This is a genomic window from Bacteroidales bacterium (genome assembly GCA_018334875.1).
Lineage (GTDB): Bacteria > Bacteroidota > Bacteroidia > Bacteroidales > UBA12077 > JAGXLC01.
This window is the reverse complement of the sequence record JAGXLC010000403.1, coordinates 1-3,722: the sequence shown is the minus strand read 5'-3', so window position 1 is coordinate 3,722 and position 3,722 is coordinate 1. Positions and strand designations below refer to the sequence as shown.

General features: G+C 39.7%; 4 protein-coding genes. All 4 read right to left on the bottom strand.

Annotated features, from left to right (window positions below; all coding sequences use genetic code 11):
- Positions 1-758 (bottom strand): hypothetical protein (locus KGY70_18830; protein MBS3777258.1); only part of this gene is annotated, 758 nt, incomplete at its 3' end.
- A complete protein-coding gene (locus tag KGY70_18825; protein ID MBS3777257.1) occupies positions 755-2,059 on the bottom strand; it encodes an oligosaccharide flippase family protein in 1,305 nt (434 codons plus the stop codon). The genes KGY70_18830 and KGY70_18825, both read right to left, overlap by 4 nt.
- 13 nt (positions 2,060-2,072) lie before the next feature.
- Positions 2,073-3,065, bottom strand: a complete 993-nt coding sequence (locus KGY70_18820; protein MBS3777256.1) for a glycosyltransferase family 2 protein — start codon at positions 3,063-3,065, stop codon at positions 2,073-2,075.
- A 99-nt stretch (positions 3,066-3,164) separates the two neighbouring features.
- Positions 3,165-3,722: glycosyltransferase (locus KGY70_18815; protein MBS3777255.1), on the bottom strand; the 558-nt coding region annotated here is incomplete at its 5' end.

Here is a 3,722-nt window from a genome sequence, read left to right as displayed (position 1 = left end):
GGAGGAGCCAATATCAATAAAGCCATTGAAACAAAGCGGAAATAACGTATTTTAACCAGGTAGTAAGCAGAGAACACCAGAAGAATCACTGTGGTAACAATGCCTGAGCGGGAAGAAATAACAAAGGATAAGCCCACAAACAAAAACAAACCAATATACATAAACCATTTCAATCGCTTTTTATAGACCTGACACGGGGTTTTTCCAAGCATGCCGAGTATTAGCAATACACCCATATTCAAATACACGGCAAAATAATTGGTATTTCCAAAAATGTAAAATCGGGAATACATCTGATAGAAGGGATGATTGACAAGAACCCGGTGAAAATGGGGATCAGAAAGGGTATGATAGATAAAATAACCGCCACAAACCACGGTAACCGATACAACTCCTGCCAGGAAAGCCCAATAAAGCTGACTGGTTTTGTTCTGACCGGGTTTAATAATTACAAATGCCAGAGGCAAGAGGAACAAGGGAAGCTTCTTCTCAAGATCAATCCACGCCAGGTTAAGGTGATGGGAATACAGAAAGCTTATCCCATAAATAAGAAAAAGCAGAAATAAAGCAATGAATCCTTTATATTTTTTTATCAATAGCTTATCGGGCCGCGAGATGTACATCACAAACGAGGATACCAGAAATACACCCAGCACGTAACGGTTTACAAGGCTGTTAAAGGGAATCAAAAAAGCTATCGCCGATAAAGTTAAAGCATTCAGTTTTTCCGTAATATTTATGAGCCGGTTTGGGCTCATTCTTTAATTGTTTTTGAGCTACCCAGCTTTCGGTCATAATTCAAACACACAGACCAAATCATAATAAAATACAGGGTGTAGAATCCAACCTCGATTCCCATATAGATTTTGAAAAACAGAAAAATATCAATGTGTGTAAAAAGGAAAAGAGAAAGTATGGCCAAAAAATAGGTAATCCTCCACAGGGCCAATATTTTTAATCGTTCGAGTGCTGTTAAAACCGGTGAAAGGGGAGTAATAACAAACCTTATGGCATAAGAAAAAATCAGAATTTGTGCCATTTTACCGGATAATACCCATTCACTGCCAAAGAAAAAAGCAAAAAGGTTCTGCCCCCAGAACAAAACAATCAATATACCAGGTAAACTGATTATCAGCAGCATTTTAAATGTTTGCGACACCTGTTGCCAGATGGGCTGCTCATGATTCCTTCTCTCGGATATATCCTGCAGAACCACCTGAGATAAAGAAGTAGATACGAGAGCCAGGGGAAGGGCCAATGCTTGCCTGGTCAGATCAAAAAAGCCGGTTATCTCCTGATTGTATAATATATTAACTATGATCACCGGCAATGTAAAACTGAACGTATTGAGCATATGGGGAAAAGCCTGGTATTTTGGAAAATTACCAAAACGCCTCATGACCCCTTTCAAGGTGGAAAACTCAAACGGCTGTGCAAAACAGGACATCTTTCTGAGCTGCAGCAAGCCAGATATGTTATTAGAGAAACTTCCCAACAAATGACCCCATACCAATCCACTGCTGAAACCCAATACTCCGGCTGTAGTTTGACCGGCTCCTTCAAAGCTTCGCCGGATAACTTTATTCAATGAAGCGTAACGAAACCGTTTCTCCCGAATAAGCATGAAATTAATCACTTTGTAAAAACCAAAAAACAAAAGCGATAAAGGTAGTACCAAAAACCAATGGGAATATTGATCATTTAACCCGATTAAATGCGAGAACTCATCTCTGAACAACAGAAAAACAACAAAAAGAAGGAGACTAAACAGTATATTCAGAAAAAAACTGAGATAGAAAAGATGAACGGCCTTTTTCCCGGATTTGGGAATGATGATGGCATTTTCATATTTTAGGGAGGTAAGGGTGGCTAAAATACTGAAAGTACTTAAATATAAGGCGAAAGCCCCGAAAACTTCCGGTAAGAACAGTCTTCTCAAAATCAACTGAAACAAAAGGGCTATGATCTGGCTTACTGCCGTACCGGCGATCAAAACTACCGAACGCCGGAAATACAAACTTTGAAAAAAGGATTGGGTGAAGTTTCGAAAGGTTATCAAAAGATGGGCGGTTTTACTTAAAAAGCTTTTTCAAATGAAACAATCCGAGTAAGGATCCTAAACCATATGAAAAATGAAGTACACAAAAACTCCAGATAAGGTATATTATCCTTGAATGCTTATCTGCCAGTTTAACGCTTTTAAAAATGATAAGGGTAAAATAGATTACAGCTATTGTCAGACTCACGAATACAAATACCGGTTCTGACAAAAAGGCCAGTATAACAGGACCCAATAATGCCAGTACAAAAAGCAAAGGAATATAATGCCGGGTACTCAGGGATGACAAATGTTTGGTAATATAAAAGGTAAAAACATTCCACAACCCGTTTTTAAAATTCATACGGGCAAGATTGGAGAAACTGCCTTTAAAATGATAATTACACTTAATATCCGAAAACAGGTAAAGATATTCCCCATATCGCCACATTCTCCTGGCCAGCTCAATATCCTGATTCCTCACCAAACGCTCATCGTACTTGCCGATCTTGTGAAATACCTCTTTCTTATAGAGGCCATAGGGCAAGGTATCGACTTTTACAGGTCCGTTTACCCCGACCCTAAACATTGAATTTCCCACACCCATTTTGTCCGTTATCACTTTGACAATAGACTGAGCAATCAAGGTATTCTCTGCCACTGTATTCAAAGCCCCTCCTATCCCCGCCGCATCATCAAAAAGATTGATTCTCCGGACCATTTCCGTGATATAATTAAGGGGAAACGTAGCGTGCGCCCCTGCAATCAGGACGTACTCCCCATCAGCCTCATCCAGTCCCAGATTAAGCGCTATCGGTGTAATATACCTGCTATTATTAATAAGCTTAACGTTGACATACCGTTGTGCAAATTCACTTATAATCTCACGGGTGCCGTCATTGCTCAGTCCATCTACCACAATGAACTCTTTTTGCGGATAATCATTATTGAGAAGCGAGTGCATGCATGCTCCAATATGATCCTTTTCATTCCGGCAAGGTATGATAATTGACACTTTTCCCTTCATTAAAATATGATTCCCGAATCTTATTGTAAAGCCAAATTAACAGCCAAATCCCATATCACCGGCAAATATAAAAATAGTCAATAATTCAGTCAGCCCATTTCAGACCCCGTGTGTGGAATCGCTCAGGATTCGGGCATAAAATTTTTTAAGCTGCTTTTTTTCCTGATTCCAGTTATATCTCCTGACAACCAATTCTCTTCCGTTTCCTCCCATTTCTCTGGCCAACCCGGTATCGTCTAAAAGTTTGTTGATTTGATGGCGAATTTCTTCCACATTTAAAGGATCCACACAAATTCCACACCGGTTGTCCTCAATCATCTCTCTCCAAAGAGGAAAGTCGGAAGCCATTACCGGGATACCGGCAGCCATGTACTCAAACAATTTTATCGGAAGAGAATCCTTAAACCCTTCCCGCGGTCTTAACAACAACATGCCAACACAGGAATCCTCATACAGTTTTTTTATGCCTTCTCTGTCGATAACTCCCAAGTAATTCACATTCTCCCAGCCTTTCATCTTTTTCATTTTTCTTAAATATCGCTCATTATAAACTTTACCCGCCAGATGCAATGTCCAACCGGTGCCCTCAATACTTTTTACAAGAATATCTACTCCCCGGTTATGGGTAATTCCCCCAACATAACATAATGTTTTCAA

Coding starts and splice junctions, on each gene's coding strand:
- KGY70_18820 (MBS3777256.1), bottom strand. CDS start 3,065: ATGAAGGGAAAAGTGTCAATTATCATACCTTGCCGGAATGAAAAGGAT.